Source organism: Labedella populi, assembly GCF_004078655.1.
Lineage (GTDB): Bacteria > Actinomycetota > Actinomycetes > Actinomycetales > Microbacteriaceae > Labedella > Labedella populi.
The window spans coordinates 1,088,605-1,115,454 of sequence record NZ_RZNC01000001.1; the positions used below are offsets into that span (position 1 = coordinate 1,088,605).

27 protein-coding genes and 1 pseudogene are annotated in these 26,850 nt (G+C 70.5%); 14 read left to right on the forward strand and 14 right to left on the reverse strand.

Features of this window, described 5'->3' with window-relative positions:
• Positions 1–9: 9 nt before the first annotated feature.
• Positions 10–1,335, reverse strand: a complete 1,326-nt coding sequence (locus ELQ92_RS05160) for a bifunctional o-acetylhomoserine/o-acetylserine sulfhydrylase (RefSeq protein ID WP_128497858.1) — start codon at positions 1,333–1,335, stop codon at positions 10–12.
• Positions 1,336–1,523: 188 nt separating this feature from the next.
• Here ELQ92_RS05160 and ELQ92_RS05165 point away from each other — a divergent pair, with 188 nt between their 5' ends.
• The 12 genes and pseudogenes from ELQ92_RS05165 to ELQ92_RS05220 all read left to right on the forward strand — a co-directional run bounded on the left by ELQ92_RS05165 (position 1,524) and on the right by ELQ92_RS05220 (position 10,552).
• Entirely contained in the window at positions 1,524–2,300 is a 777-nt protein-coding gene (locus ELQ92_RS05165) for an SDR family oxidoreductase (protein WP_128497859.1), read from the forward strand.
• A gap of 26 nt (positions 2,301–2,326) precedes the next feature.
• Positions 2,327–2,815, forward strand: a pseudogene (locus tag ELQ92_RS05170) (phosphoribosyltransferase); the annotation flags it as partial.
• Positions 2,816–2,973: 158 nt separating this feature from the next.
• Positions 2,974–3,690, forward strand: a complete 717-nt coding sequence (locus ELQ92_RS05175; protein ID WP_128497860.1) for a Type 1 glutamine amidotransferase-like domain-containing protein — start codon at positions 2,974–2,976, stop codon at positions 3,688–3,690.
• Complete coding sequence (locus ELQ92_RS05180; protein WP_128497861.1) at positions 3,687–4,415, forward strand: uracil-DNA glycosylase; 729 nt, start codon at positions 3,687–3,689, stop codon at positions 4,413–4,415. Before ELQ92_RS05175 ends, ELQ92_RS05180 begins: the two co-directional genes overlap by 4 nt.
• 10 nt (positions 4,416–4,425) lie before the next feature.
• A complete protein-coding gene (locus tag ELQ92_RS05185) occupies positions 4,426–5,004 on the forward strand; it encodes a GNAT family N-acetyltransferase (RefSeq protein WP_208004222.1) in 579 nt (192 codons plus the stop codon).
• A 40-nt stretch (positions 5,005–5,044) separates the two neighbouring features.
• Positions 5,045–6,478 carry an amidase gene (locus tag ELQ92_RS05190; RefSeq protein WP_128497862.1) on the forward strand — a complete coding sequence of 478 codons (1,434 nt, stop codon included), beginning with the start codon at positions 5,045–5,047 and terminating at the stop codon, positions 6,476–6,478.
• Positions 6,475–6,846 (forward strand): TraR/DksA family transcriptional regulator, encoded by a 372-nt coding sequence (locus tag ELQ92_RS05195; protein ID WP_128497863.1) that lies wholly within the window; start codon positions 6,475–6,477, stop codon positions 6,844–6,846. The genes ELQ92_RS05190 and ELQ92_RS05195 overlap by 4 nt, the downstream gene beginning before the upstream one ends.
• Positions 6,847–7,161: 315 nt before the next feature.
• Positions 7,162–7,920 carry a hypothetical protein gene (locus tag ELQ92_RS05200; protein ID WP_166426711.1) on the forward strand — a complete coding sequence of 253 codons (759 nt, stop codon included), beginning with the start codon at positions 7,162–7,164 and terminating at the stop codon, positions 7,918–7,920.
• A gap of 171 nt (positions 7,921–8,091) precedes the next feature.
• Entirely contained in the window at positions 8,092–8,298 is a 207-nt protein-coding gene (locus ELQ92_RS05205; protein ID WP_128497865.1) for a hypothetical protein, read from the forward strand.
• Positions 8,295–8,612 (forward strand): hypothetical protein, encoded by a 318-nt coding sequence (locus ELQ92_RS05210; protein ID WP_128497866.1) that lies wholly within the window; start codon positions 8,295–8,297, stop codon positions 8,610–8,612. The genes ELQ92_RS05205 and ELQ92_RS05210 overlap by 4 nt, the downstream gene beginning before the upstream one ends.
• Positions 8,613–8,730: 118 nt before the next feature.
• Entirely contained in the window at positions 8,731–9,018 is a 288-nt protein-coding gene (locus tag ELQ92_RS05215) for a hypothetical protein (protein ID WP_166426712.1), read from the forward strand.
• Positions 9,019–9,136: 118 nt separating this feature from the next.
• On the forward strand, positions 9,137–10,552 hold the full coding sequence (locus tag ELQ92_RS05220; protein WP_128497868.1) for an HNH endonuclease signature motif containing protein: 1,416 nt from the start codon (positions 9,137–9,139) through the stop codon (positions 10,550–10,552).
• 65 nt (positions 10,553–10,617) lie between these two features.
• Here the strand turns inward: ELQ92_RS05220 and ELQ92_RS05225 are convergent, their stop codons facing one another.
• The 6 genes from ELQ92_RS05225 to ELQ92_RS05250 all read right to left on the reverse strand — a co-directional run bounded on the left by ELQ92_RS05225 (position 10,618) and on the right by ELQ92_RS05250 (position 16,851).
• Positions 10,618–11,403, reverse strand: coding sequence for an ABC transporter ATP-binding protein (locus ELQ92_RS05225; protein ID WP_128497869.1), 786 nt, complete (start codon positions 11,401–11,403; stop codon positions 10,618–10,620).
• The gene (locus tag ELQ92_RS05230) at positions 11,400–12,227 is read right to left on the reverse strand and encodes an ABC transporter ATP-binding protein (protein ID WP_128497870.1); all 828 of its coding nucleotides are present in this window, start codon (positions 12,225–12,227) and stop codon (positions 11,400–11,402) included. The genes ELQ92_RS05225 and ELQ92_RS05230 overlap by 4 nt, the downstream gene beginning before the upstream one ends.
• Positions 12,228–12,300: 73 nt before the next feature.
• The gene (locus ELQ92_RS05235; protein ID WP_128497871.1) at positions 12,301–13,215 is read right to left on the reverse strand and encodes an ABC transporter permease; all 915 of its coding nucleotides are present in this window, start codon (positions 13,213–13,215) and stop codon (positions 12,301–12,303) included.
• On the reverse strand, positions 13,212–14,162 hold the full coding sequence (locus ELQ92_RS05240; RefSeq protein WP_128497872.1) for an ABC transporter permease: 951 nt from the start codon (positions 14,160–14,162) through the stop codon (positions 13,212–13,214). Before ELQ92_RS05240 ends, ELQ92_RS05235 begins: the two co-directional genes overlap by 4 nt.
• Before the next feature lie 51 nt (positions 14,163–14,213).
• Positions 14,214–15,710, reverse strand: coding sequence for an ABC transporter substrate-binding protein (locus tag ELQ92_RS05245; protein ID WP_128497873.1), 1,497 nt, complete (start codon positions 15,708–15,710; stop codon positions 14,214–14,216).
• An 82-nt stretch (positions 15,711–15,792) separates the two neighbouring features.
• Entirely contained in the window at positions 15,793–16,851 is a 1,059-nt protein-coding gene (locus ELQ92_RS05250; RefSeq protein ID WP_128497874.1) for an alpha/beta fold hydrolase, read from the reverse strand.
• A gap of 135 nt (positions 16,852–16,986) precedes the next feature.
• Between ELQ92_RS05250 and ELQ92_RS05255 the strand changes: the two genes are divergently transcribed.
• Together ELQ92_RS05255 and ELQ92_RS05260 are read left to right on the forward strand one after the other, a co-directional pair.
• Positions 16,987–17,457, forward strand: a complete 471-nt coding sequence (locus ELQ92_RS05255; protein ID WP_128497875.1) for a carboxymuconolactone decarboxylase family protein — start codon at positions 16,987–16,989, stop codon at positions 17,455–17,457.
• 88 nt (positions 17,458–17,545) lie between these two features.
• Positions 17,546–18,037 carry an SIP domain-containing protein gene (locus ELQ92_RS05260; RefSeq protein ID WP_128497876.1) on the forward strand — a complete coding sequence of 164 codons (492 nt, stop codon included), beginning with the start codon at positions 17,546–17,548 and terminating at the stop codon, positions 18,035–18,037.
• Between the two features lie 121 nt (positions 18,038–18,158).
• Here ELQ92_RS05260 and ELQ92_RS05265 read toward each other — a convergent pair whose 3' ends face one another.
• The 7 genes from ELQ92_RS05265 to ELQ92_RS05295 all read right to left on the reverse strand — a co-directional run bounded on the left by ELQ92_RS05265 (position 18,159) and on the right by ELQ92_RS05295 (position 26,742).
• A complete protein-coding gene (locus ELQ92_RS05265; protein WP_128497877.1) occupies positions 18,159–19,688 on the reverse strand; it encodes a hypothetical protein in 1,530 nt (509 codons plus the stop codon).
• A gap of 139 nt (positions 19,689–19,827) precedes the next feature.
• On the reverse strand, positions 19,828–20,274 hold the full coding sequence (locus tag ELQ92_RS05270; protein WP_128497878.1) for a Fe-S oxidoreductase: 447 nt from the start codon (positions 20,272–20,274) through the stop codon (positions 19,828–19,830).
• Entirely contained in the window at positions 20,275–21,723 is a 1,449-nt protein-coding gene (locus ELQ92_RS05275) for a dihydrolipoyl dehydrogenase family protein (RefSeq protein WP_128497879.1), read from the reverse strand. It abuts the gene before it with no gap.
• Positions 21,724–21,797: 74 nt separating this feature from the next.
• Entirely contained in the window at positions 21,798–22,604 is an 807-nt protein-coding gene (locus tag ELQ92_RS05280; protein ID WP_128497880.1) for a crotonase/enoyl-CoA hydratase family protein, read from the reverse strand.
• Positions 22,605–22,678: 74 nt separating this feature from the next.
• Positions 22,679–23,512: an arginase family protein gene (locus tag ELQ92_RS05285; RefSeq protein WP_128497881.1), complete on the reverse strand. Its 834-nt coding sequence runs from the start codon at positions 23,510–23,512 to the stop codon at positions 22,679–22,681.
• Positions 23,513–23,630: 118 nt separating this feature from the next.
• Positions 23,631–24,404 (reverse strand): PspA/IM30 family protein, encoded by a 774-nt coding sequence (locus tag ELQ92_RS05290; RefSeq protein ID WP_128497882.1) that lies wholly within the window; start codon positions 24,402–24,404, stop codon positions 23,631–23,633.
• 151 nt (positions 24,405–24,555) lie between these two features.
• On the reverse strand, positions 24,556–26,742 hold the full coding sequence (locus ELQ92_RS05295; protein ID WP_243694871.1) for a TPM domain-containing protein: 2,187 nt from the start codon (positions 26,740–26,742) through the stop codon (positions 24,556–24,558).
• Positions 26,743–26,850: the final 108 nt, after the last annotated feature.

The following is a 26,850-nucleotide window of genomic DNA, read 5'->3' on the forward strand; positions in this document are numbered from 1 at the left end:
GGCGGTGCGTCAGGCGCGGGCTGCCTCCACGACGGAACGGGCGGCGGCGAACGCCTGGTCGAGGTCGGCCTTGAGATCGCCGATGTTCTCGAGCCCGACCGAGAGGCGCACGAGACCGGGCGTGACGCCCGCCGTGAGCTGCTGCTCGGGGGTGAGCTGCGAGTGCGTCGTCGACGCGGGGTGGATGACGAGTGAGCGGACGTCGCCGATGTTCGCGAGGTGCGAGAACAACGTGAGGCTGTTGACGAGCGTGCGGCCGGCGTCGACGCCGCCCTTGAGCTCGAACGACAGCACGGCGCCGACGCCCTTCGGCGCGTACCGGTTCGCCGCGGCGTACCACGGGCTCGAGGGCAGACCCGAGTAGTTCACGGAGGCGACGTCGGGGTGCGCGTCGAGCCACTCCGCGATCTCCTGGGCGTTCTGGACGTGGCGCTCGATGCGGAGACTGAGCGTCTCGATGCCCTGGATGAGGAGCCACGCGCTGTTCGGGGAGATCGCGGCACCGAGGTCACGGAGCACCTGGACGCGCGCCTTGATGATGTAGGCGAGGGCGTCGCCGACCGCCGTCGTGTAGCTCGCGCCGTGGTACGACGGGTCGGGCTCGGTGAGGCCCGGGAACTTCTCCACGTTCTTCGACCACTCGAAGGTGCCGCCGTCGACGATCGCGCCGCCGATGACGGTGCCGTGACCGCCGAGGAACTTCGTCGCCGAGTGCACGATGATGTCGGCGCCGTGCTCGAACGGGCGGATGAGATACGGCGTCGCGATCGTGTTGTCGACGATGAGCGGCACTCCCGATGCGTGCGCGACGTCGGCGACGAGCGAGATGTCGAGGATGTTGATCTTCGGGTTGCCGATCGTCTCGGCGAAGAACAGCTTCGTGTTCGGGCGGACGGCGCGGCGCCACTCGTCCGCATCGTCCTGGTTCTCCACGAACGTCGTCTCGATTCCGAGTTTCGCGAGCGTGTACTTGAACAGGTTGTACGTGCCGCCGTAGATCGACGAGCTCGAGACGATGTGGTCGCCCGCTTGCGCGATGTTGAGGATCGCAGCCGTCTCGGCGGCCTGACCCGACGCGAGGAGGAGGGCTCCGGTGCCCCCCTCGAGCGCGGCGATGCGCTGCTCGACGACGTCTTGCGTGGGGTTCTGGATGCGCGTGTAGATGTTGCCGAACTCCGCGAGGGCGAAGAGGTTCTTGGCGTGGTCCGCATCGTTGAAGACGTAGCTCGTGGTCTGGTAGATCGGCGTCGCGCGGGCGTTCGTGACGGGGTCCGGCTGGGCACCCGAGTGGATCTGTTTCGTCTCGAACTGCCAGTCCGGAGTCGTGTCGCTCATGGGTTTCTCCCTTGCGTGGGTGGTCGTGCGGGGTCGGGGCGCCGGTGCGGCGTAGGTCGAGAGTAGGCCTCTGCCCAGTCGTCGACAACGAGCGGAGCAACACGACGTAACCCCGCGAGGCGGACCGGGGAGACGGCGTGACGCAACCCCGTCAGCGGTACCCCTCCGCCAGCCCATACCCTGGAGGCATGACGGTGAGACGAGCGGTGGTCACGGGAGCGAGTTCGGGGATCGGACGGGCCACTGCTGCCCTGTTCCGGCAGCACGGGTGGGACGTCGTGGGCGTCGCCCGCCGTGAGGACCGGCTCGCCGAACTCGCGGCGGAGACCGGCGCGCACACGGTGGTCGCCGATGTGACCGTCGCGGAGGACGTGGAGCGTGTCCGAGCGGCGGTCGAGGCGCTCGGCGGTGCCGACGTCCTCGTCTGCAACGCCGGCGGCGCGATCGGCCTCGATGCCGTGGAGTCGGCGTCGCCCGACGACTGGCGGCAGATGTTCGAGGTCAACGTGATCGGCACGCAGCGCATGATCGCCGCCCTGCTGCCGTCGCTGCGCGCCTCGACGCACGACGGCGGTACCGCGACGATCGTGGGTGTCACGTCGATCGCCGGGCATCGCGCCTACGAGGGCGGCGGCGGGTACAACGCGACGAAGCACGCGCAGCGCGCCGTGCTCGAGGTACTCCGGCTCGAGCTCAACGGCGAGCCCATCCGCGTCGTCGAGGTCGCACCCGGCATGGTGCGGACGGAAGAGTTCTCTCTCAAGCGCTTCGGGGGCGATCAGGCGAAGGCCGATGCCGTCTACGACAACGTGCCGGCGCCGCTCGTCGCCGAGGACGTCGCCGAGGTCATCGTTCACGCGGCCGAGCTGCCGCCGCACGTCGACCTCGACTCGATCACCGTGAAGCCCGTCGCCCAGGCGGCTCCCCACAAGGTCGCCCGCGGCGAACTGCGAGCGAAGTCGTGAGCCCCGATGTCGCGCACGGTGACGTCCTGAGCGCCGAGACCGTGACGGGTGAGCCGGAGCGTGAGGTCCTCAGCTGGGACGCATTCGGCGAGGCTGCGCGGGACCTCGCCCGCGCGGTGCGTCGGAGCGGCTTCGCCCCGGACCTCGTCGTCGCGATCGCGCGCGGCGGTCTTCCGCTCGCCGGCGCCATCTCCTACGCGCTCGGCACGAAGATGTGCGGATCGATCAACGTCGAGTTCTACACCGACGTCGACGAGACGCTCCCCGAGCCCGTGCTGCTGCCCCCGATGCTCGACGCACCGGCCCTCGGCGGCAAGAGGGTGCTGCTCGCGGACGACGTGTCGGATTCCGGGCGCACGCTCGCACTCGTCGTCGACCTGCTCGCGAGCTACGGGGCCGACGTGCGCACGGTCGCCTTGTACACGAAGCCGCGCACCCTGCACGTGCCGGACTTCGAGTGGCGGAAGACGGACCGGTGGATCACGTTCCCGTGGTCGGCTCTCCCACCCGTGAGCATGGACGGCCGCGACGACGGCGACGATGAGGGCAGCCCGCGCGAGGGCAGCGCGAGCGACGACAGCACGAGCGACGACAGCGCGAGCGATGGCAGCGCGAGCGATGGCAGCACGACGGACAGCAGCACGACGGACAGCAGCAACGAGGGGACCACGGCATGAGCATCCACCTGGTGGGCGGCGGGCAGCGCTTCGCGCACGACACGACGATCCTCTCCGCGTTCGTCGCGGAGGCCGCCGAGCGCGCCGAGGTCGCGACGGTGCCGCGCATCGGTGTCTTCCTCGTGACGGAGGACGACGGTCTCGAGTACGCGGCGCGCGTGGAGAGCGAGCTCGCCCTCGCGGGGCCGTGCGACGTCGTCGTGCGCTTGCGTGTCGAGGGCGGCCGCTACGAGCTCTCCGATCTCGCCGACCTCGACGCCGTCTACATCGGGGGTGGGCTCACCCCCGCCTATGCGACGGCGCTCGAACCACTCGTGGGAGAGTTGCGCCGCCTCGTCGCGAGCGGCATGCCGTACCTCGGCTTCTCGGCCGGGGCGGCGCTCGCCGCGGAGCAGGCCGTCGTCGGTGGCTGGAAGATCGGCGGCGTCGCCGTGAGCCCGGAGGAGACGAGCGAGGACCTCGACGAGGTCACCGTGCAGTCGGGGATCGGCCTCATCGACATCGCCGTGGACGTGCACGCCGCCCAGTGGGGCACGCTCGGCCGACTCGTGGCTGCGACGGAGGCCGGCCTCGTGTCCGGCGGGGTCGCGATCGACGAGAACACCGCGCTCGTCGTGTCCGAGTCGGGGCTCACCGTCGTCGGTACGGGCAGCGTCTGGCAGGTCACGACGGACGACGCCGGGGTGCGGGTCTCGACCGTCGCGGCGTCGTGACGGGAGGGCGTTCGCTCGCGCAACTCGCCGCCGCCGGTCTGATCGACCCCGAGTGGGCCGACGCGCTCGGGCCGGTCGCCGAGCGGATCTCGGCGATGGGCGAGTTCCTCCGCACCGAGCATGCCGCCGGTCACGCGACTCTTCCCGCCGGTGAACACGTGCTGCGGGCGTTCTCGTATCCGCTGTCGCGCGTGAAGGTGCTCATCGTGGGCCAGGACCCGTACCCGACGACCGGGCACCCCATCGGTCTCTCGTTCGCGGTCGACGCGCACGTGCGGCCGTTGCCGCGCAGCCTCTCGAACATCTACCGCGAGCTGCACGACGACCTCGGCATCGCGCCCGCGCCGACCGGCGACCTCACGCCGTGGGCCGAGCACGGCGTCATGCTGCTCAACCGGGTCCTCACCGTGCGACCGGGCGAACCCGCCTCGCACCGTGGCAAGGGCTGGGAGGCGGTGACGGATCACGCGATCCGGACGCTCGTCGCGCGGGACGCCCCGCTCGTCGCGATCCTGTGGGGGAAGGACGCGCAGAGCCTCACCCCGCTGCTCGGGTCGACGCCGATCGTGGCGTCCGCACACCCGAGTCCGCTGTCCGCGTCGCGCGGCTTCTTCGGATCGAAGCCGTTCTCCCGCGTCAACGAGCGCCTCGTGGCCGCGGGCGCCGAGCCCGTCAACTGGTGCCTGCACCCGTCGTCGGGGCACCCGTCGTCGGTCGGGCATTAGGCTTGTCCCCGTGCTGGAAGAGGAATACCTGCAGCCGCGGAAGCTGCCGCCGCATCTGCGGAAGATGCCCGCGCCGGAGCCGACGTTCGAGTTCAGCATCCGCGACGCCGAGCCCGGCGATCTGCCGTACATCCGCGAGATCTACAACTACTACGTGACGAACAGCTCGGTCACCTTCGACGAGGACCGCATGAGCCTCGCGAAGTGGAAGTCGAAGTTCGCGCACCTGCAGAAGCAGGGCATGCCGTTCATCGTCGCCGTGTCGCCCTCCGGTCAGGTGCTCGGCTACGCGCTCGTCCAGCCGTGGAAGGAGAAGCGGGCCTACCGTTTCACCGTCGAGAACAGCATCTACCTCGGTGCCGCCGCGACGGGGAAGGGGCTCGGGCGCGCGCTCCTCGGCGAGCTCATCGAGCGGTCGAAGGCCGCCGGCCTCAAGGAGATCCTCGCCGTCATCAGCGACAAGGGCGCCGAGGCGTCGCTCGCCCTGCACGAGAAGTTCGGTTTCACAGAGATCGGCCGAATGGGTCGCGTGGGCTTCAAGTTCGACCGCTGGCTCGGCACCGTTCTCCTCCAACTCTCCCTGAAGTAGCCCGGGAGGAGCGGCCGTCCACCGCAATAGGCTGGAACCCATGACCGAGACCGAGTGGGAGCGCTTCACCGCACTCGAACTGTGGACGCACCTGCAGCGCGGCCACATCTCGCCCGTCGAGCTGACGCAGTTCGTCGTCGAACGCGCGGAACTCGCGAATCGCGAACTCGGCGCGTTCGCGGCCCTCACTCCCGACGCGGCCCTGGCCCGCGCGCGCCACGTTCAGGACCACCAGCCGCGCACCGCCATCCTGTGGGGCCTGCCCCTCGCGGACAAGGACCTCACCGCTCGTGCCGGAACGCCCATCGCGTGGGGCTCGCGCGCCTTCCCCGGGACGATCTCCGAACGCTCCGACGCGATCGTCGACGTCCTCGACCGCGCCGGCGCCGTCAGCATCGGCAAGACGGCGACCCCCGAGTTCGGTCTCTACGGCTACACGGAACCCTTCGGCCGTCCGCCCGCCCGCAATCCGTGGGACCCGTCCCTCGGAGCCGGCGGGTCGAGCGGGGGAGCAGCGGCGGCCGTCGCCGCGCGCGTGCTCCCGTTCGCGCCGGCGAGCGACGGCGGTGGCTCCATCCGCATCCCGGCGGCGGCATGCGGTCTCGTGGGACTGAAGCCGTCGCGCGGTCGCGTGCCGTCGGGATCCGCTCTCGACGGCCTCGCGGGTCTCGCGGTGAAGGGACCGATCGCGCGCACCGTCACGGACGTCGCGCTCCTCTTCGACGCGATGCTCGACCGACGGAACGGCCGATTGCAGCACCCGTTCAGCGTCGGGGCCCCCGGCTTCGACGACGGCGATTACCTCGGCGTCGCGAACCGCGGCGAGGGCCGCTTCACCCTCGGCCTCCTCACGAACAGTCCGTGGGACGACGACACGGAGATCAGCGTCTCGCCGGAGGCTCGCGCCGCGGTCGATGCCGCACTCGCCCAGTTCACGGCGATCGGCCACGCCGTCGAGGACGTGACGCTCGACCACGGCAACGTCTACCCGGCGGCCTTCCGCACGATCTGGCAGGTCTCCGCCGCGATGCTCCCCGTCGATGGTGACACGATCGGCCTGCTCGAACCCGTCACGCAAGAGCTCGTCGCCCGCGGTCGCCGCATCTCCGCTCGCACCCTCGCCGAGACGCTGTCACTGCTCGCGACGTTCGAGCGTCGCGTCATCGAACAGTTCGACCGTTTCGACGCCGTCATCACGCCGACCCTCGCGCTCACGCCGCGTCGTATCGGCTGGCACGACGTCGCCGACCCCGACCGCAACTTCACGCAGCAGGTGCAGTACTCACCCTTCACGTCGTTCGTGAACGCCGCGGGCCTTCCCGCGATCACCCTGCCCGTGTACGAGACACAGGAGGGCCTGCCGATGGGCGTGCAGCTCATCGGACGACCAGGCGGCGAGGACGTGCTCCTCTCGATCGGTGCGCAGTTGGAGCGGCGTCTGCACTGGCAGTACCGGCGCCCGTCGGTGTCATGACCGGAACGTCGGGTGATCCGTCGCCCGTCGAGGCACTCGAAGCGCGTCGGACGCAGCTCCTCCGTGACGCCGGGGTCGCCGACGCGCGGCTCGCGGACATCCGGTCGACGCGTGCGAGCGGGTCGGACGACGACGAGCACGATCCCGAAGGCGAGACGCTCTCCGCGCAGTGGTCCCAAGCGGAGGGCCTGCGCGTGGGACTTGCGCAGGAGCTCGCGGAACTCGATCGGGCCCTCGAACGCGTCGCCGCCGGCACCTACGGAATCTGCGCGCGCTGCGGTCGTCCTATTGGGGACGAGCGCCTCGCCGCCCGCCCGACGGCCGAGCTCTGCATCGCCTGCGCGCGCGCAGCAGAGGCGCGGCGGTAGCGGCGCCATCCCCAACACGGGGGGCATCACATCTGGGCGGGTGACGGCTTTTCTACCGGAACGGGGCACAGACGCCCTCTTGGATGTGCCCCTACCGTGTGGTTTCTGTGCCCCAGCAATGGTTGACCGCACGATCGGACGTGGCCTCGCCTCGACCCGGTCTACGACCGGCTCGGTCGCATCACCGAGACATCGACCACCGCACCCAATGGCGGTTCACGGACGCAGTCGTTCGAGTACGACGCAGACGGGAAGACCGGGAGGGTTCTTCTCGATGGGAAGCCGATCGCTGACCCCTCGTACACGGCGGGCGAGGTGACCGGTGTGGTCTTCCCGGGTGGGGCGGATGACGCCGGGAACGGGGTGTCGCTCACGAATGTGACGCGGAACGAGTCGGGTGCGTCGACGGGTGTGACGTGGGCGTTCCCGAACGGGCAGGCGGCTGTGCGGGATGCGGTGGTGCGGTCGCAGTCGGGTCGGATCGTGGCGAACACGATTACGGATGGCAGCGTTTCCGAGACGACGGCGTACACGTACGACGGTGCGGGTCGGCTCCTGACCGCGACCGGTGGTGTCGTGGATGCGTCGTACTCGTTCGCGAAGACGGGTGGTTGCGGTGCGGCGCCGACGGCGGGGGCGAACGGTAACCGGACCTCTTCGGTGGTGAACGGTGTGTCGACGACGTACTGCTACGACAATGCGGACCGGTTGACCTCGACGACGGTGACGGGCGCTCCCGCAGGCGCGACGGCTGTGAGCTCATCTCTCGCCTCGATCGGGTACGACGCGCACGGCAACACGGTGACCCTCGCGGATCAGTCACTCGTCTATGACGTGGCGGATCGTCACGTCGAGACGAACCTCGCTGACGGGACGAGCATCCGGTACACGCGTGATGCGTCGGATCGGATCGTGGAGCGTCGGGTGTCGAAGGCGAACACGCCGGACGTTGTGACCCGCTTCGGTTTCAGTGGCGCCTCCGACAGTCCCGACCTGGTGTTGGACGGTGACGGCGCCGTGATCGAGCGCAATTTGCAACTGTCGCGGCACTGCGGTCCATTTGGTCGCGACTGACCAAGCCCTGGGAAGAGGTTGACCTCGTGGCTTTCGCCTGGGGGGACCTACCTGAATACACGGCGTTTCGCCCGTGGGAGCCGCCATTCATTGGCGCCGATGGGAAGACCATTGACCCCCTGATCAAGCTCGATGCCCTCCTCGATGAGAAAAGACGGACACTCTTCACACGTGATCGATGAGGAGCGCCGACCTGTCTACTGGCTCTTCGCGGAGTTCTCTGAGGATTGGGGTCTGTCGTTCTGGCGCACCGACGCGGTCGCGATGCGCGAGGCCGTCGAACCAGCGCTTGAGCGCTACCGGTCAACCCCGGACGCGGGCGCGACGATTCTGCGAAGCTCGGATGACACGACCGACGACTCGAGGGAGCTCACATGATCGACCGCGACGCGCTCGCCGACATCGCCGCCGAGACCATCACCGCCGTCGACCCGGATGGGGCGGGCCGCTCGAGCGACGAGTACCGCGAGATCGCGGGCGGCCTCGCCGACCGTGTCCAGGCCGGGCTGTCGCAGCAGGAGCTCGTCGAGTGGCTGAACGGGGTCCTCCCCGGCGACGAGGGCTCCCGCGACGCCGACGCGCAGACGATCGCGAGCGCCGTGGTCGAGCAGCTCGCCGACGTCTCCACGTCGCCGCTGCTCGAGCAGCCGGGGGATACTGAGAACACCGACGGGCCTACGCGACCGGGATAGCGGCTCCCGATTCACGGCAGCGGGCGAGGGCTTTGCCTCGGCGCCGCACCGCGGCGTGACGAGTGGGCCCTGCTGGCAGTGGCCGAGAACCGAGGGGAGGGCGCGAGTGAGTGACGACATGACGCCCGGAACCGAGGGATCGCGCGGACCGCTGCGGCGGGACCGCCGGGCGGCCCGCGACGATGGCCGGTCTCGTCGCGGACTGCGGGCGGTGCCGCTCCTGCTCGCGAGCGTCGCGTTCGAGATCGTGGGCGAGATCGTCTTCGCCGCGCTCATCGCATTGGTCTCGTTCCTCGTGTACGGGGAGGTCCGGTGGCTGTTCGTGGCTGCGGTGTGGCTTGCGGTCAACGCCGTGCTTCTGCTTCTCGCACTGATCGTCTGGCTGCGCGGGAGAAGGCGGCGATAACTCCGATCGACGGTATCTCGAGGAGAACACCGTCCGGAACAGAACCGGACTCGGATCGGGTATTTGTCTCGATCCGATCGCAGGAACGAATGTCGGTGGTGTGGTGTTCACTGTTCCTATGACCAACTTCCGGCAGACACTCGTGGCGATGGGCGCAGACGTGCGCGCCACTCTCGGCGAGGTCTCGATCGGTGGGGCGTCGGACAGCGAGCTCATGGCGTGCATCGGCGAGCTCGAGGCGGTCGGGCGTCTGCTCGACGGCGCCCGGCTCGCGTATGCGGCGGAGTTCGACCGGCGTGCCGCACTCGACGGGGATCTCGTCGTCGCACAGGGTGGCCGCAGTGCCGTCGACTCCGTCGCGAAACTGGCGAGCATCTCCGAGAGCGCCGCCAAGCGGCGCATCGTTCTCGGACACGCGCTCGCGTCATCCGTCTCGTTCTCGGGGGAGACGATTCCGCCCCGATTCGAGTCGGTCGCCGACGCCGTGCGCGACGGCCGGCTGGGCATCGAGGCAGCCGGGCTCATCGTGACGCAGTTGTCCAAGGTGTCGCCGCGCGTCGACGACGCGGTGCTGCGCGCCGCGGAGGCGTCCCTCGTCGAGCTCGCGACGGGAGACGGCACGGCCCCACCACTCGCCGTCGACCTCGTCGCCGACCAGGTCGCCCTGTTCGTCGCCCGGATCGATCCTGACGGCGTGCGACCGCGCGAGGAACGCGCGCGTCAGAACCGCGCCCTCACGTTCGGCCGCGTGACCGCCGACGGCCTCACGACCATCCGCGGCGCCCTCATGCCGGTGACCGCGGCGCAGCTCCGGCGGCTCTGCGATGCACACATCCGGGCGGCCGGTCCACAGTTCCTCGATCCCGATGGCCTCAGCGAGGCGGAGCGGGAACAGCTCGACAGGGAAGCGGCGGCCGACCGCGCCGACACCCGCAGCCGCGCACAGAAACGGCACGACGTGCTCGGTTCCATCCTCGACGCCGCCGCGCGAGTCGCCGACGCGCCGCACCTCGCGGGAGCGCCGCCTGCCGTCATCATCACCGTTGCGGCGGCGGTACTCGAGGAGGGCCGCGGTGCCGGCTTCCTCGACGGGACGCGCACGCCCGTGTCGGAAGAGACGGTCGAGCACCTCGCCGACACCGGAGGCGTGCAGCCCGTCACGCTCACTCCGGGCGGGGCGATCCTCTCCCTCGGTTCCGTCCAGCGCTGCTTCACCCCGATGCAGCGTCGCGCCATCATCGCCCGCGACGGCGGCTGCATCATCCCCGGCTGCCCCATCCCGGCCGGATGGAGCGAAGTGCACCATGTCATTCCTCACCGCGACGGCGGCGCGACGCACGTCGACAACGGCGTGCTCCTCTGCTGGTGGCACCACCGGGGCATCGACTCCGGGCCGTGGCGGCTGCAGATGCAGCGGGGTGTCCCGCACGTCCGCGGACCGGGCCACTATGAGTGGACCGTCGCGACGAAACGCCGCGCGAGCATCACCGAACTCCGCCCGCCCTCACGGTCGGAGCATCGACGAACGGGATGACCGAGGCGTCGCTGAGCCCGTCCGTGCAGCTCGCGTTCTCTGCGGCGTCTCTCGCGGCGGCGCGCTCAACCGAGGGTGGGCACCGAGGCGAGCAGGCGACGCGTGTACGGGTGCTGCGGGGCGGCGAGGACTTCGGCGGTCGCACCCTCCTCGACGACCTCGCCCTCCGTCATCACGACGACGCGATCGCAGAGCCGGGCGACGACACCGATGTCGTGCGAGACGAGCACGAGTGTGAAGCCGAGATCCTGCTTGAGGGTCCCGATGAGATCGAGGATCGACGCGCGCACGGTCACGTCGAGTGCACTGAGCGGCTCGTCGCCCACGAGCAGCTTCGGGCGGTGCACGAGCGCCCGCGCGATCGCGACCCGCTGCCGCTGCCCGCCCGAGAGCTCGTGGGGGTAGCGGTCGCCGTACTCCGCGCCGAGGCCCAGGAGACCGAGCATCTCGCGCACGCGGCTCCGGCGGTCACCGTCGATCCCGAGCGCGACGAGCGGCTCCGCGACGATCCGTCCCACCGTCATGCGCGGATCGAGCGACGCGTACGGGTCCTGGAACACGACGCCCACCTCCCGGCGCAGCCAGCGCACCGACGAATCCGACCGACCTGAGACGACCTGCCCCTGGAACAGGACCTCGCCCGCCGTCGGAGTATCCAGAGCGGTGAGGAGCCGCACGAGCGTCGACTTGCCCGAGCCCGACTCGCCGATCACACCGACGGCCTCACCCGCGCCCACCGTCAGCGACGTCGGAGCGAGCGCGTGCGTCACCACGGGGCGGGTGAAGAGAGTGGCGCGCGGAAGCCTGTAGTCCCGGGCGACGCCGCGGAGCTCCACGAGGGGAGTGTTCATCGCGGTTCCTCCTCTCCACCGTGAACTCCATCACGAGGGAGGGAACCCGGCGCCGACCAGCTCGTCGCCCGCGCCGACTCGACGAGCCGGCGGACGAGCTCCGTCCGCGGCCGGTGCACGAGATCGTCGACGGAGCCGTCCTCGACGATCGAGCCGTTCTGGAGCACGACGGCCCGGTCCGCGATGCGGCGCAGCACGGCGAGGTCGTGCGTGATGAACAGCAGGCCGGTGCCGAGTTCGCTCACGAGGCGATCGAAGAGGTCGAGGATCTCCGCCTGGATCGTCACGTCGAGGGCGGTCGTCGGCTCATCGGCGATGAGCAGCTGCGGTCGACCCGCGAGGGCGAGTCCGATCGCGGCGCGCTGGAGCTGCCCCCCGGACACCTGATGCGGGTAGCGCTTCACGAGCACCTCCGGGTCGGGGAGTCTCACGAGGCGCGCGAGCTCGACGGCGCGCGCCGCTGCCTCCGCTCGCGACACGCCCTCGAACCGGCGCACGGGGTCGGCGAGTTGGCGGCCGAGTGAGCGGATCGGGTTGAACGACGACCGCGGCTCCTGGAACACGATGCCGACGCGACGTCCGCGCAGCCGGGCGACATCGCGATCGCTCGTGCCCACGACCTCGTCACCGTCGACGTGGATGCTGCCCGTCGCGACGGCGCCGTCGGGGAGGAGACCGAGCACGGCGAGGGCCGTGAGCGACTTACCCGAGCCGGACTCGCCGATGAGCCCGACGCGCTCACCGTCCTCGACCCGGAAGCTGATTCCGTCCACCACGACCCGACCGTCGATCGTGATGCGGAGGTCGTTCACCTCGAGGCTCATGCGGTCGCCCCCTCGCTGGGGAGCTCGGCCAGGAGCTCGCCCAGGAGCTTGCCCAGGAGCAGAGCCTCGCGCATCATGCGGTCACCAGAGGAGCGCGGGTGAGGCGCGGGTCGGTCACGTCGCGGATCGCGTCGCCGAGGAGGTTGAACGCGAGCACCGTGAGCGTGATGGCGAGACCCGGCCACAGCACCGACCAGGGGTGGATGCCGATGTACGACTGCAGCTCGGCGAGCATGCGACCCCACGAGGGCGTGTTCGACGGCGCACCGTACCCGAGGTACGACAGCCCCGCCTCGGCGAGGATCGCGACCGCCATGGCCCACGACAACTGCACGATGAACACCGGCGCGACGTTCGGCAGCAGGTGCGTCGTGAGGTTGCGGATGGGGCCTCGCCCCGCGGCCCGCCCGGCGAGGACGTAGTCGGCCCGACGCACGCGGCGCAGCTCGGGCCGTGACACGCGCCCGATGTTCACGCCGAAGGAGAATCCGACGGCGAGCACGACGACGAGGAGCGACCCTCCGAAGGCGGACGCGAGCATCATGGCGATGAGCAGCGTCGGGAACGCGATGAGCACGTCGACGAGCACCGCGACCCCTTCACGCACCCAGCGCGCGGTGAGGGCGCCGAGCGCCGCGAGCGCGATCCCGACGATCGCCGCCACGAGGGCGCTGCCGAGCGCCACCCCGACGGTGACACGTGCGCCGACGAGCAGCACGCTGAAGATGTCGCGGCCGATGTTGTCGGTCCCGAGCAGGTGCTCGAACGATGGGCCGAACCACTGGTCGTAGGGGTTCGCTCGCTGCGGGTCGTACGGAGTCCACACATACGAGAGCCCCGCGGCGGCGAGCAGGAGGACGATCACGACACTGCCGTAGAGCGCCGACGGGTGCCGCACGAATGCGGCGAACCACCGGGGCCGAGGGCGCCGCGGTCTTCTTCGCGTCGGGTTCCGCGTCGGGTTCCGCGTCGGGTTCTGCGTGCTCATGTCGCCTCCCGCTGGCGGGGATCGAGCGCGCGTGCGAGCACGTCGATGAGCGCACCGATGACGAGCACGATGGCCGTGAAGACGAAAACCGCGCCTTGCACCATCTCGAGATCCCGGTTGCCGACGTTCGTGACGAGCAATCGTCCGACGCCCGGAAGGGTGAAGAGCTGCTCCACGATGACCGCGCCGACGAGCAGGCCGGCGACCTGCAGCGCGAGCACCGAGACGACGGAGAGCGCGACGTTCGGCAACCCGTGGGTGAGGAGCGCGCGCCGCCGGGTCAGGCCGCTCGCCGCGGCCGTCCGCACGTAGTCCTGGCCGATGGCCTCGAGGGTTGCCGACCGCACGAAGCGGAGCAGCACCGCTCCCTCGACGACGCCGATCGTGAGCGCCGGGAGCAGGAGCGAGCGGATCGCGTCGCCGGGGTCCTCCCAGCCGTCGCGCGGGAATCCTTGCGGCGGCAACCAGCCGAGCCACACGGCGAAGACGATGACGAGGATCATGCCCGCCCAGACGACGGGCACCGCGGCGAGGGCCTGCGCGGTCACGGCGAAAGCCGTGCCCGTCGCGGTGGTGCGGCGGAGCGCCGCGAGCACACCGAACGGCACGCTCACGAGGAGCGCGATCACGAGGGCGAGGAGCGCGAGCGGCACGGTCACGGTCGCCTTCTCGGTGAGTTCCTCGACGACGGGGGTCCCGGTCACGAGCGACGTGCCGAGGTCACCCCTCACGATCCCGCCGACCCAGTCGAGGTACTGCAGCGGCAGGGGCACGTTGAGTCCGAGCTGCTCCCGGATCGCCGCCACCTGCTCCGGCGAGCCCTGTGTGCCCGCGATGATCTGCGCGACGTCGCCCGGCAGCACCCGGAGGGTGAAGAAGATGAGTGCGCTCGCGATCAGCAGACCGATCGCGAGCAGCACCACCCGGGTGAGGAGGAATCGGATCACCGGAGAGCGCGTTTCCGCCGCGTCGCCGGCGCCGCAGCGAGGATCACGTCGCTACTCGGCTGCGAGTTCACCCAGGTCGAGTCGCGCGTTGGGGGAGTCCGTCGGGAAGCCCGTGATGCCGTCGGCGATGGCCGTGAGTGCCGTGGCGTTGTAGAGCACATCCCCGGCGTGGTCCTCGGCCACGATGCGCGCCGCCTGGGCGAGGAGGGCGGACGCCTGCTCCTCATCGGTCGCGGCGATCGACTCCTGGAAGAGCGACTGCACCTCCGGGTTGTCATAGCCGAAATAGTATTCCGGGTTGGCCCAGTTGCCGAAGTCGCGCGCTTCGAGGTGGTCGACGTAGCTGAGGTCGTAGTCCTTGTTCTGGTAGACGTCCTCGAGCCAGGCGCCGAATTCGACGGAATCGACGGTGAGCGTGACGCCGACGTCCTTGAACTGCGACACGAGCAGGTTCGAGACCGTCGTGGCATAGATGTTCGGGATCGTGAGGGTGAGAGCGAGGTCGCTCTGCCCGGCCTCGGCGAGCAGTTCGCGCGCACGCTCGGGGTCGAACGGCCGCACGTCGGTGAGGTCCTCGAAGCCCGGGTCGAGCTCCGGGATCGGGCCGCCCTGCTCGATGCCGGCGCCGCCGATCGCGGCAATGATGGCTTCGTGGTCGATCGCGAGACGCAGCGCCTCACGCACACGGACATCGTCGAGGGGAGCACGCTGGTTGTTGAACGCGAGCGTGTACTTGTCGGTCGTGCGGCCCTCGGTGATCGTGAGCTCGTCGACGGCCTCGACCTGCTCGCGGAGGTTGGCGTCGACGGGCGTGAGCACGTCGATGTCTCCGGCGACGATGGCGTTCACGCCGGCGGTCGCGTCGGGGATGTACTCGAAGACGACCTCGGAGACCTGGGCGGCGTCGCCCCAGTAGTCGTCGAAGCGGGCGAGCGAGATGCTCGAGCCCTGGCGCCAGCGGTCGAGCGTGTACGGCCCGGTGCCGTTCGTGGCCGTCGAGAAGTCGGTGTCGTCGTCCTCCTCGAAGACGAGTCCACCGCGACCCGTGAGGTTCCAGAGGAAGTTCGAGTCCGGGGCGGACAGGGTGATGACGACGGTGTCGTCGCCCTCGGCGGCGATGGAAGTGACGTTCGCGTAGATCGCGTTGTCGAGGAGTGAGTCGTCGTCCTTGACCGTCGTGAGCGACGAGACGACGTCGTCGACGGTGAGTTCGTCGCCCGAGTGGAACACGACCCCGTCGTTGAGCGTGAAGGTGTAGGTGAGGCCGTCGTCGCTGATCTCGTGGTTCTCTGCAAGGGTGTCGACGATCCCGCCGTCGGCGGTGCGCGACACGAGTCCCTCGTAGACGTTGTCGATGAGGACCTGCTCGAGCGCGGCGCCGGAGGTGCGGCGGATGTCGAGGTCCGTCGGCTCGAGCACGAGGCCGACCGTCACCGTGGAGTCGTCGTCGCCCGTCGGACCGGTGTCGCCATCCGACGTGCACGAAGTGAGGGCGAGGGCCGCGACGAGCGCGAGCCCGACGACGGCGTTCCGGCGGAAGCGGGACATGTCGGACGGTTCCTTTCGAAAGGCGATGGGCCAGCGTGACCGGTCGGGTCGGCGGGCCGGGAAAAGCGTACCCGGCGTCGGGTCAGACGGTGTGAGCGCCCGAGTCGGTGGTGGTGTCGGTGGTGCCGGTGGTGTCGGCGTCGGTGGTGCTGGTGCTGGTGCTGGTGCTGGTGCTGGTGCTGGTGCTGGTGCTGGTGGTGCTGGTGGTGCTCGTGAGGGCAGAGGAGATCGCTCGGGCGAGAGCGACCGGGGCGTCCTCCTGCAGGTTGTGCCTGCCCTCGATCGTCACCGAACGGGAACCGGGGACGCGGTCCAGGAATTCCTGCTCGAGAGCGTCGGTGAGGAACCCGCCGGACGCGCGCACGAGAAGTACGGGCACGGTGAGGCGCTCGAAGGCCGCCCAGAGTCCGGACTTGTCGGCGTCGAAGAGCGGCGCGGCGTTTCCGTGCAGGTTCGCGAGGTGATGGCGGAAGATGTAGCCGCCCTCGACGGCTTTCGTGTTGAGGAAGACGCCGCGAGCGAGCGCTTCTCTGTCGCTGCCGATCCCGAAGGCGACGGCCCGCTCGACGATCTCGTCGCGCGACGCGTACACCGGCGGGCCGTTGAGGAAGTCGCGCACGGCAGCGGCGCCGGTCGACGTGTCGACGCTCGGTGTGATGTCGACGACGACGATCCCGCACACGATGCCGGGGTTCCTCGACGCGAGGGCTGCGGCGGTGAGGCCGCCGAGCGACTGGCCGACGACGAGCTGGCAGTCGGAGCCGACGTGTTCGAGAACCGAGAACACGGCCGCGGCGTTCGTCTCCGCCCGGTAGTCGAGGTCGTCGCGCCAGTCGGAGTGGCCGTGACCCGGGAGGTCGACCGCGAGAGCCGGGCGGCCGAGAGCGAGGACCGTCGAGTCCCACGTGTGGGCGTTGAGCCCCGCCCCGTGCAGGAAGGTGACCTCGGGGCCACCCGTGCCCCACTCGATCGCGCCGATCGTGCGGCCGTCGCGATCCGTGAACAGGGCCCGCCGGTGCTGCGGAACCTGCGGAACCTGCGGCACGTGCGGGGACCCGGAGCCGGGCGCCGACCCGGAGGCGAGGGCTGCGGCTTGTTCCGGCAGGTAGCGGAACTCGTCGGTCGTGTCGACGTCGCTCATCGGGGTCTCCTTGATTTCCGTACTCAGTACAGTCTGGTCCATCCCGCGACCACGGCATCCCATCGCGACCGGATCGTGACGATCGGTGACGGCCGCCCCGTTGAATCCGGGAAGCGCGGCCCCCATGATCGAGGAGTGACCGACGAACGCATCCACCTCTCCCGAACCGTCCCGAGCGTGTACGAGAAGATCGCCGCCTTCTCGACCGAGGTGGGTCAGGTCGCGCGAGCCGCGGGGGTGCCTGCCACGACGGCCGAGCTCGTGCAGTTGCACGCGTCGCAACTCAACGGCTGTGCCTATTGCATCCGCGTGCACACGAAGCGGCTCCTCACGGCGGGGGAGACGGCGGAGCGGCTCGCGATGCTTCCGGCCTGGCGTGAGGCGGGTATCTACGACGAGCGGGAGCGCGCCGCGCTCGAAGTGGTCGAGGCCATCACTCTCATCGGCGACGGCGGCCTGACCGACCGTGAGTACCGCGACGTCCTCGACATCCTCTCCGTCGACGAGTACGCGGCGATCTCCTGGATCGGTGTCGCGATCAACGCGTTCAATCGGGTCGCGATCGCGGGACGCTACGCGACGGGGCCGCACGCCGCCGGGCGCTGAGGAACGGGCGCTGTGGGGACCGGGCCGCTGAGCGCGGCCTGGCAATGCGGGTACCGGTGAGGTTAGGCATGCCTATACTGGAGATGTTATGTCGACCCCCTCTCGTGAGTCCACGCGCCGCCGCTCCTCCGCTGCGGAGAGCCGTCGACTCGCCCCCTTCCTCCTCGCGTGCGACGAGTCCGCGATCGCGGAACTCGACGCGATGATCGCGACCCTTCCGCTGTGTGCGAGCGGCCGCGTCTTCATCGAGGTGCCATCGTCGGACGACATCGGCATCGTGTCGGTGCCCTCACGCATGACGGTCACGTGGTTGCCGCGCTCCGCCCGCTCGGGCGCGCCGGGAACCGGGTCCGTGTGTGCTCGCGGAGAGGCGCTCGACCGCGCCGTCCGTGCGTGGGCCGACGAGATGTTGTGCGACGAGAGTGCCGAACCCGAGCACGACGGTTCCGAGGGACGCGGGGTTCAGGTGTGGCTGGGCGGTGACTACCGCGGTGTGGCTCCGGTGTTCGAGCACCTCGTCCACACCCGCAACGTCGACGCGCGGCGCGTCACCGCTCCCGCGAGCTACCGCCTGTCCTGAGCCGCCCGTCCTGAGCCGCCCGTCCTGAGCCGCGTGTCCTGAGCCGCTTGTCCTCAGGCTGGCAGCCGGATCCGCTTGTCCTGGGCCGCCCGGTCCTCCGGTCCGGTCCTCTGGCCCGCCCCTACAGTTCCGGGTTCGACTCGCGTGGGGTGAGGAAGAGCGCTTCGACGTGCGCGGCAGGAGCGGGCGCCGGCTTCTCCCCGCCGTTCCGGAGCGCCACGCGTGGCTCTGCGGAGAGGACGATGTCCGAGCGGATGCTCTCGAGCACCGATGTGTTGCCCGACGCCGATGCCACCTTGTTGTGGTTGATGAACCCCTCGATGACCTCGATGGCCGGTCCGACGGCGCCCGCGAGCAGCCGCAGCGGGAGATACCAGGAATCGGCCGTGAGGCCCGGGTCCTTCTGCTCGAAGCTGTTGGCTGCAGACGGTGACACCGCGTACCCCACAGCGTCGCCGTTCACGAGTCCATAGATGTAGCGCGTGACGTCGTTGCCCGCGACGTAGGCGACGTACCGCGTCGATTCCGAGGGCAGCCACCCCGCCACCATGCCCACGCCGCCGAGCACGATGCGAGTGTCGAACCGCGTGCCGAGCATCTCGGCGACGCCCCCGACGCTCGACCCGAAGCTGTGCTCGACGGAGGTGCGGGGGAGTGAGCCCACGATCGTGCTGTCGAGACCCGAGTTGAAGCGGTGGAAGGTCACCCCGAGCTCGATCGAGCGACGGTTGTCGAGGGGGCCGTCGGCCACGGTCCATTCCGGGAAGCTCCCGAGCTTCGAGACGAAGGCGACCGTCGATTGTGACGCGGGGGCGTTGCCCACCTCCCATGAGGCGAGCGACTGGATGTTGCCGGTGTAGAAGTCGGTGAGCGACGCGGTCGTGCCCGGTGTGAACACGAGCGCGCGCGTGGCGGTGTGGGGGTTTCCGACGATCTCGACGATCGAGTCGCGGCCGACGTCGAAGGCGTAGAGCGACGCGATGCCGGAGGAGACCTTCGCGAGGTAGGAAGCCTCGGCGCTCGCGAGGTCGGACCCCGTCCGCGGGTATGCGGCGAGCGTCCGGCTCGCCGTGACGCGATTGGCCTCGACGCGGTCGTCGAGGGGCACACCGTCGAGATTGCCGACGAGGACCGGTGCGGCCGCGGTGAGGTCAGCCCGCTCGGATGCGCTGAGCCCCGTCCACCACGCGGCGACGACACCAGCGGGCAGCGCGGCATCGAGAATGTGCGCCACCGTCGCGGGATTGGCCGCCGCGGCGGGCGTCGTGCGGGCGGAGTCGAGGACCGCCAGGGCGCTGTCGCGCTCCGCCGCTTCGACGTGCGAGGCGGCGGCGATGGCCTCACGCGCCGATCCCGCCGCGGTGGTCGCCGCAGCGGTGACAGCGGTGCTCACGGTCGTGGCACCCGTCGAGACGGCGCCGGCGACGGAGGCGGCCGTCGACAGCATCGGTGTGAAGGCGCGCACCTGGTCGGCGAACGAGCCGCCGATCAACTGCACGACGAGGACGAGGCACACGAACACCGGCAGGCGACCGATGAGCGGGAGGCGACGGACGAGCGCGAGGCGTCCGATGATCGCGAAGGGCGAGATTTCCGGCGCGACGGTGACACCGCTGGCACTTCGGCGCAGGGTGACGTCGAGGAATTGCATGGCCGGCTCCCGCCGTCGGCTCACGTCGGGCTCGCAACGCGCGGGCTGGGGGGAATCCCTCACGCGGAGCCGTCTCCCTCAGGGTACCCGGAATGGGGAGTGTCGTGCAGGTAATCCACACGATTCCGTCAGCGACGGACTACGATTCGCGCGCGTCGTCCTCACGCGGCGTCATTCGTCGCGTGCTGCGACGCGTTTTCCGCACATAGCCGCCCTTCTCGAGCCCCGCCTCGATCTCGAAGCGATTGCGGAGCGGGTTGCGCCCCGCGACGAAGTAGAGCAGGGGGAAGAGCATGCCGTAGCGGCGCCATTGACGCTTGTGCACGGCCTCGTGCTCGAGCACAGCGTCCGAGACGTTCGAGTCGGTGAGATAGCACCCGCCCACGCACGATCCGCCCCTCCCGAACGCGCGCTTCGGCATGCCGGTGAAGACGAGGAGGCCGTTCCGCCGTTCGACCGGCCCCGTCGACAGCAGGAAGCCCCACGTCGCACCGACGGCGGTCGCGAACCAGTACCCCGCGTGGCTCACGGGGGAATCGAGGAGGAAGGAGGGCCGTGGCGGCTGAGGCGGTTGTAGCTGTGGCATCTACGCGTACCGTTCGGTCTCGAGGATGCGCAGCCACACCTCGTTCATCGTGGGGTAGGCGGGAACGGCGTGCCACAACCGGTCGAGCGGGACCTGCGCGACGACGGCGATCGTCGCGGCGTGCAGCATCTCCGACACGTCTTGTCCCACGAACGTCATGCCGAGGATGATGCGGCGCTCGGTGTCGATGACCGCGCGCACCGTGCCCGCGTAGCCGTCGGCGTGCACCGCGGCGCCCGCGACCGACCCGAGGTCGTAATCGACGATGCGGGTCGGGTATCCGGCGTCGGCGGCCGCTCGAGAGGTCAGGCCCACCGTCGCGACCTCCGGCTCCGTGAACACCACGGAGGGGACGTGCTCGTGGTCGGCCGTCGCGGCGTAGTCGCTCCAGGGCTCGGGACGGGCCGACGGAGCGGACGAGAGCGTCCCGGCGGCACGAGCGGCGATCGCGAGTCCTGCAGCGCGAGCCTGGTACTTGCCCTGGTGCGTGAGGAGGGCCCGGCCGGTGATGTCGCCGACGGCGTACAGCCAGTCGTCGTGCACGCCGGCCACGCGCATCGAGTCGTCGACGCGCAGGTCCGTCGGGTTCACGCCGACCGTCTCGAGGCCGAGGTCGGACGTCGCCGGGTGACGCCCGGTCGCGACGAGGATCTCACGGGCCTCGATGGCGGGGGCGTCGTCACCGAGCTCGATCCGGACGCCGCCGTCGTCACCGCGCGTCACGGCACTCGGTGACCCGGAGACGAAACGCACGCCCGACTCCTCGAGACTCGTGCGCACGGCGTCGGAGGCGATGTCCTCGAGCGAACCGAGCAGCCGGCTCCGGATGATCATGGTGACCTCGGCGCCGAGCGAGCGGAAGATCGTGGCGAGTTCGGCGGCGACGACGCCGCCCCCGACGATCGCGATCGACTCCGGGACCTCGGTCATCGCGGTCGCCTCGCGGCTCGTCCACGGCTTCGCCTCGGCGAGACCGTCGATCGTCGGGAAGGTGGGGGTCGAACCGGTGCAGACGGCGACCGCGTGGGTGGCGGTGAGGCGACGCACCGTTCCGTCGGGCTGCGTCACGTCGACGATGCGCTCTCCCGCGAGGCGGCCGTGACCGCGGACCAGGTCGATGCCGGCGCTGTCGAGCCACGACACCTGACTGGAGTCGTCCCATGCGCTCGTGAACCCGGTGCGCCGCTCGAGCACCGCGGCGACGTCGAGGTCTCCCGCGACGGCGGCGCTCGCTCCCGCGACCCGGCGAGCGGCCGTGAGCACGGAAGACGGCCGCAGCAGCGCCTTCGAGGGCATGCACGCCCAGTACGAGCATTCGCCTCCGACGAGCTCCGCCTCGACGATGACGGTGCGGAGGCCGCCCTTCGTGGCGTAGTCGGCGACGTTCTCTCCGACCGCTCCCGCCCCGATGATGATGAGGTCCCAGGTGTCTGTCGTGCTCTCGGTCATGGAGACTCCTTGCGTCGGTGTGTGTCGGTGTGTGTGTCGGTGCTTGCTGGTGCTGGTGCCGGGGCGTCCGGATGTCAGCGCCCGATGAATTCGGGCGGGGTCCGGGTTGCGAAGGCGCGCATGCCGATGGCGGCGTCTTCACTCGCCACGAGGGAGGCGAGCGCCGGACCGAGCTCGGCCTCGGCGACGGCGTCGCCTTCGCGCACGGCCGTGCGGGCGTTGGCGAGAGCGGCCTGCACGGCGAGGGGGGCCTGCGCCGCGATGCGTTCCGCGAGTTCGACGGCGCGGTCGAGTTGGCGCCCGGGTTCCGTGAGCTCCTGCACGAGGCCGATCCGGTGCGCCTCGGCGGCGTCGAACGTGTCGCCCGTGAGGATCCAGCGCATCGCATCGCCCCACCCGGCGGCGCGGGGAAAACGGATCGTCGCTCCTCCGAACGGGAGGATCCCGCGTGACACCTCGAGTTGGGCGAACCGCGTGTCCGTCGCCGCGACGACGATGTCGCTCGCGAGGGCGAGTTCGATTCCGAGGGTGAAGCACGTGCCCTGAGCGGCGAGCACGACGGGCTTGCGGAGGCTCCGTCCCTCGACCTGCCACGGGTGGATGCCGCCGTCGGGCACGAAGTCGAGGCCGTCGGAGCCGAGGCGGGGCCCGATGTCGGCGAGATCGAGACCGCCGGTGAAGTGGTCTCCCACGGCCCACACGACTCCGACGCGCAGTTCGGGATCGTCGTCGAGCTCCCCGTACGCGGCGGCGAGCTGCTGCAGCATCTCGAACGTCGCGGCGTTGCGCTTCTCCGGGCGGTTGAGGCCGATGAGGAAGACAGGGCCGCGGCGCTCCGTCAGCACGAGCGGGGACGGGGAATCCGGCGGGAGAGTGGACATGGGCTCATTCTGCCCGCGCACGTCACTACTCGTCGAGGGGCCTGCCGCTCCTCGCGGCGCGTCCTCGGCGGTGCTCACGGGCGCAGCGCCCCGATGAGCCGCAGGATGGTCGTGAGGTCGTCGCCGATCGCGACGGCGTCGGCCGTGGGTGAATCGTCGGGGGCGAATTCGGTGATGCCGGCGCCCGCGAGATCGAACTCGGCGCGGATCGCGCGGACGGTGTCGAGCAGTGCCGGGACAGAGAGCCCGAACGGCTCCGGATGATTCACGGCCGTGACGGCGGACGGGTCGAGGACGTCGAGGTCGACGTGCACGTAGACGCTCGTGGCGCCGGTGGAGCGGAGGGCCGAGAGCACGGCGTCGCTCGAGGCATCGTCTCCCGGCAGCACGGTGATTCCCGACGCCGCCGCGAAGGCCTCTTCGCCCGGATCCATCGAGCGTGTGCCCGCGAGGACCGTGCGGGTCGCGGGCACGACGGCGCGCGAGGCGAACGCGCGCGGCCCGTCACCGAGGATCGAGCGCAGCACCATGCCGTGGAACGCGCCGGACGGCGACTCCTCGGGGACGTTGAGGTCGGCGTGCGCGTCGAACCAGACGATGGCGAGTCCCGGATGCTGGATGGCCGCGTGTTCGACGGCTGCGAGCTCGACGCCGCAATCCCCGCCGATCGTCACGACGGGGACGGGCGAGTCGCCGAGTGTGGCCGCGAGGGCTTCACGCACGCGCAGAACGGACGACGCGCGGACGACCCCGGTCTCGAGGGCCGACCCGGCCTCGAGCGGCACGTCGACGACCTCGGTCGCCGCGCGGGGGAGGTCCTCGGCGATGCGCTGAGCACCGGTGGCGAGGCGCATCGCACGATCGGAGCCGGAGCCCTGCCACTGGGGCACGATCACGAAGCGGGCCATCGTCAGTCCCCCGCTCGCGAGGGAGCACGGGAAACGCGGTGGGCGGGCGACGACGGCACCCGCAGCGGGGTGGGACGAGTCGCGCTCGTCCCGCCCCGCTGCTCAACCGAGGCGGATGTCACTGACCAGGCGTGTAGGCGGTGCCCGGCGTCGCTTCCACGGCGGGGAGGGCCGTGGCCGATCCGCCGCTCTTGAGGGCGGCGAGGCGCGCCTCGACCTCCGTGAGCTCGCCGAGGTCCTCGAGCGACTCGAACTGCGCGTCGAGGCTCGATGCAGCGAGTTCGGCCTGGCCGGCGGCCTTGGCCTCTTCGCGGCGGATCTTGTCCTCGAAGCGGGACACCTCGCTCGTCGGGTCCATGATGTCGATGCTCTTGACGGCATCGTGCACGCGCTGCTGCGCCTCGGCCGTCTTGGCGCGAGCGATGAGCTCGCTGCGCTTCGACTTCAGCTGGTCGAGCTTGCCCTTCATGTTGTCGAGGCCCGACTTGAGCTTGTCGACGACCTGGGTCTGGGCGGAGATCTGTGGCTCGGCGGCTCGCGCCTCGCGCTCCTCGCTCAACTGACGCTGCAGCGCGACCTTCGCGAGGTTGTCGAACTTGTCGGCGTCGGTCGTGTTGCCGGCGGAGCGGAGCTCGTCGGCCTTGCGGCTCGCGGCGAGGGCCTTCTGGCCCCACTCCTGAGCGGCGCGGACGTCCTCGGCGTGGTCCTGCTCGAGGAGTCGCAGGTTGCCGATCGTCTCGGCGATCGCGCTCTCCGCGTCGGCGATGGAGTTGGTGTAGTCGCGCACCATCTGGTCGAGCATCTTCTGCGGGTCCTCGGCCTGGTCGAGGAGGGCGTTGATGTTGGCGCGGGCGAGTTGGCTGATGCGTCCGAAGATCGACTGCTTGCTCATGGGGTGTTCCTTCCGTTGTGGTGCTGTCGTGTGGCGGTCGAGACGGTGGGTGTCGAGACGGTGGGTGTCGAGACGGTGGGTGTCGAAAGGGTGGGTGTCGAGACAGCGGGTGCCTGGAGCGTCAGGGCCCGGGTGGGGATGGGTGGTCGCATCAGAAGCGTCCGCCTCCTCGGCGTGAACGCCCGCCGCCGCCGCGGGAACCGCCGAAGCTCGAGCGCGAGCGCGACCCGCCGAAGCTGCCACCGCCCGAGCGCGACCGGCCGCTCCCGCCGAAGCCGCCCCCGAAGCCGCCGCCGCGCGAACCGCCGAAACCTCCGCCGAAACCGCCGCCGAAACCGCCCCCGTAGCCGCCACGGCCGCCGCCCCCGAAGAGCATGTCCGTGAGGATGTTTCCGATGACGGCGCCCGTCGCCGCATCGCCGATGCCGCTCCCCGTGGACATGCGCGAGGAGGAATACGAACCCAGGTCGTTCTGCGCGGAGTTCATCGCCTCGCTCGCGAGCGCCTCGGCGCGCTGCGCGTGCTGGAGCGCGGCCGCGGGGTCCGTGGCGCCGAGCTGCTCCGCCATCGACAGCGCTTGAGCGGCGCTCGCGAGCCGGGTTCGCGCGTGCTCGCTGATCGCGCCACGCCGCGAGGAGATGAAGTCGGACGCGGCGCTCACACGAGCGCGCGCCGAGATGAGCACCGACTGGAGCATTCCGTTCGCCCGCTGGGCGGCCTGCTCCGCCGCGCGGAGCTCGGTCGTCGCCGATTCGATCGACTGATCCGCGGTCGTGAGGCGATCGAGCATCGCGAGCGGGTCCATCGGGGCGCCTGAGGACTGCGCTGCCCGGACTTCGGCGACGACGGTCTCCGCGCCGGCGATCGCCGCGGCGAGGTCGCCTCCGCGGGTCTCGCGCGCTCGGGCGGCGGCGATCTCGGCGTCGATCTCGGAGAGGAGACCGGGGATCGCCTGTTCTGCCTGGCCGAGCTGCTCGAGGTGGCGGTCGGTCGCGTCGAGCAGCGACTCGGCCTGGTCGACGGCCGTTTCCGCCGCGCGGATCGCGACGGCCGCTTCGCCGGGCTTCTGCGCGGCGATGTCGGAGTCGGCCTCGGTGAAGCGGGCGTCGGCGAAAGCGAGCAGGCTGGCCGTCTCGTCGGCGTTGTCCGCGACGGGTGCGAGGGCACTCTGTGCGTAGCGAGGCGCCGCGGTCGAGAGGCGCTCGCGCGTAACGGGTAGTCGGGCGGCGGCGGTCGCGGCCTCGGTGCGCACGGTGGCGAGCACCTCCGGCGCCTTCTGCTCGATCGCGCGCAACTGGGCGAAGGACTCCGCTTGGGCATCGAGAGCGTCGTCGGCCTCGTCGCAGAGCGCGAGGATGCGGCCGTTCCACTCCCGCACCTGCTGTTCGGTGTCCTCGATGTGGTCGTCGAGCTGCTGCTTGATCGAGAAGGCCTCGGCGAGCTTCGCCTTCGCGGTGTCGATCGACGCGCGGAAGGGAGTCGTGGCGTCGGCCCCGTATTGAGCGACCGCGAAGCTCAGCTCCTGCTCGCTCGAACGGACGGCGTCGTCCGTGCGCACGAGCGCGACCCCGGCCTGGCGCTTCAGATCCTCGAGCGGGATCGGCGCGGGGGCGGAGCCGCCGGTGACGGCGCCGCGGGTGCGGCGGGAGCGGGCGATGAGGAAGATGACGCCGGCTACGATGACCGCGCCGATGATGATGAACCAGAAGAAGCCGCCCCCGCCGCTGCCGCCGGACGACGGGCCGTCTCCGATGGTGCCGCCCGTCGCGACGGCGAGCAGGCCGTCCGCCGCGGCGACGCCGGCTCCGGCCCAGTCACCGTCTCGGAGTTCGGGGAGGATGGCGTCCTCTTCGATCGCCGTCAGCTGGTCGGCCGAGACGGGCCCGGACGTGTCGCCGGAGAGGTAGAAGGTGCGTCCCTCGGTCGCGACGGCGAGGAGGTACTGGCTCGGGCCGAGCCCGTTCTGCTCGGCGGTCGTGTTCGCCCACGACTCGGCGTCGGCGGGCGACTCGAACTCGTCGACGTAGACGACCCAGAGGTCGAGTCCCTCGTCCTGGAGCCGCGAGACGGCCTCCTCGATCGCGGCGACGCCGGTCGCGTCCACGGCGCCGGCCTCGTCGGTGACGACGCCCGACCCGAGCTCGACGGGGGACTCGGCGGGAAGGACGGCTGCGACAGTCGAGGGGACGGCGGCTGTGACAGTCGCGGGGACGGCGGCTGTGACGGGCGCTGCGACAGGTGCGGGCGCTGTGACAGGTGCGGGAGCGGCCGCGGCAGGACCGACGGGGAGGAGCGCCACCATGACGGCGGCGAAAGCCGTTCCGAATCTCGCCAGCATCGGCCCACTCTCCCGTTCCCGCATGTCTTCGCAGTCTAGGCGGCGGCCTCGGGCGTCGTCCATCCGTCCAGTCGGCTCCCAGTTCTCCTCCAGGAACGGCGCCCGTCC

What these genes read in the sequence shown, in the direction of transcription:
- ELQ92_RS05290 (WP_128497882.1), bottom strand. Translation starts at nt 24,404, where the DNA reads ATGAGCAAGCAGTCGATCTTCGGACGCATCAGCCAACTCGCCCGCGCC.
- ELQ92_RS05190 (WP_128497862.1), top strand. Translation starts at nt 5,045, where the DNA reads ATGACCGAGACCGAGTGGGAGCGCTTCACCGCACTCGAACTGTGGACG.
- ELQ92_RS05165 (WP_128497859.1), top strand. Translation starts at nt 1,524, where the DNA reads ATGACGGTGAGACGAGCGGTGGTCACGGGAGCGAGTTCGGGGATCGGA.
- ELQ92_RS05230 (WP_128497870.1), bottom strand. Translation starts at nt 12,227, where the DNA reads ATGAGCCTCGAGGTGAACGACCTCCGCATCACGATCGACGGTCGGGTC.
- ELQ92_RS05280 (WP_128497880.1), bottom strand. Translation starts at nt 22,604, where the DNA reads ATGTCCACTCTCCCGCCGGATTCCCCGTCCCCGCTCGTGCTGACGGAG.
- ELQ92_RS05250 (WP_128497874.1), bottom strand. Translation starts at nt 16,851, where the DNA reads ATGAGCGACGTCGACACGACCGACGAGTTCCGCTACCTGCCGGAACAA.
- ELQ92_RS05270 (WP_128497878.1), bottom strand. Translation starts at nt 20,274, where the DNA reads ATGCCACAGCTACAACCGCCTCAGCCGCCACGGCCCTCCTTCCTCCTC.
- ELQ92_RS05215 (WP_166426712.1), top strand. Translation starts at nt 8,731, where the DNA reads ATGACGCCCGGAACCGAGGGATCGCGCGGACCGCTGCGGCGGGACCGC.
- ELQ92_RS05195 (WP_128497863.1), top strand. Translation starts at nt 6,475, where the DNA reads ATGACCGGAACGTCGGGTGATCCGTCGCCCGTCGAGGCACTCGAAGCG.
- ELQ92_RS05245 (WP_128497873.1), bottom strand. Translation starts at nt 15,710, where the DNA reads ATGTCCCGCTTCCGCCGGAACGCCGTCGTCGGGCTCGCGCTCGTCGCG.
- ELQ92_RS05265 (WP_128497877.1), bottom strand. Translation starts at nt 19,688, where the DNA reads ATGCAATTCCTCGACGTCACCCTGCGCCGAAGTGCCAGCGGTGTCACC.
- ELQ92_RS05175 (WP_128497860.1), top strand. Translation starts at nt 2,974, where the DNA reads ATGAGCATCCACCTGGTGGGCGGCGGGCAGCGCTTCGCGCACGACACG.
- ELQ92_RS05285 (WP_128497881.1), bottom strand. Translation starts at nt 23,512, where the DNA reads ATGGCCCGCTTCGTGATCGTGCCCCAGTGGCAGGGCTCCGGCTCCGAT.
- ELQ92_RS05235 (WP_128497871.1), bottom strand. Translation starts at nt 13,215, where the DNA reads ATGAGCACGCAGAACCCGACGCGGAACCCGACGCGGAACCCGACGCGA.
- ELQ92_RS05160 (WP_128497858.1), bottom strand. Translation starts at nt 1,335, where the DNA reads ATGAGCGACACGACTCCGGACTGGCAGTTCGAGACGAAACAGATCCAC.
- ELQ92_RS05260 (WP_128497876.1), top strand. Translation starts at nt 17,546, where the DNA reads ATGTCGACCCCCTCTCGTGAGTCCACGCGCCGCCGCTCCTCCGCTGCG.
- ELQ92_RS05225 (WP_128497869.1), bottom strand. Translation starts at nt 11,403, where the DNA reads ATGAACACTCCCCTCGTGGAGCTCCGCGGCGTCGCCCGGGACTACAGG.
- ELQ92_RS05275 (WP_128497879.1), bottom strand. Translation starts at nt 21,723, where the DNA reads ATGACCGAGAGCACGACAGACACCTGGGACCTCATCATCATCGGGGCG.
- ELQ92_RS05220 (WP_128497868.1), top strand. Translation starts at nt 9,137, where the DNA reads ATGACCAACTTCCGGCAGACACTCGTGGCGATGGGCGCAGACGTGCGC.
- ELQ92_RS05210 (WP_128497866.1), top strand. Translation starts at nt 8,295, where the DNA reads ATGATCGACCGCGACGCGCTCGCCGACATCGCCGCCGAGACCATCACC.
- ELQ92_RS05295 (WP_243694871.1), bottom strand. Translation starts at nt 26,742, where the DNA reads ATGCTGGCGAGATTCGGAACGGCTTTCGCCGCCGTCATGGTGGCGCTC.